Origin of the sequence: Rhodoplanes roseus (assembly GCF_003258865.1) — a bacterium.
GTDB lineage: Bacteria > Pseudomonadota > Alphaproteobacteria > Rhizobiales > Xanthobacteraceae > Rhodoplanes > Rhodoplanes roseus.
In genome coordinates, this window is the sequence record NZ_NPEX01000753.1 from 1 (window position 1) to 285 (window position 285).

The 285-nt window shown below is 56.8% G+C and carries 1 protein-coding gene; it reads right to left on the minus strand.

Translation table 11 applies throughout. The annotated features are described in order from the left end of the window. Positions 1-62 precede the first annotated feature (62 nt). Positions 63-285 (minus strand): Na+/H+ antiporter subunit E (locus CH341_RS32265; RefSeq protein WP_170149910.1); only part of this gene is annotated, 223 nt, incomplete at its 5' end.

The window sequence follows — 285 nt, forward strand, 5'->3', positions numbered from 1 at the left end:
AAACGAAAGCACGAGAAGCGCCAGCGAAACCGCCACACAGATCTCGAGAAACTCGGTAGCACTCATCGGAACGCCTCCAGTATCTTTCGCTCAAAGCCTTGTGCGATATCGCGTTTCAGTTGATCCGGATCGGGCACGTCGATGGCATGAATGTAAAGCGTGCGCCGGTCCTCCGACACGTCGACCGACAAGGTGCCGGGTGTCAGCGTGATGAGATTGGCAAGTAACGTGATCTCGAAATCGCGGTTCACCCTGAGCGGATAGGCGATCAGCCCCGGCGAGATC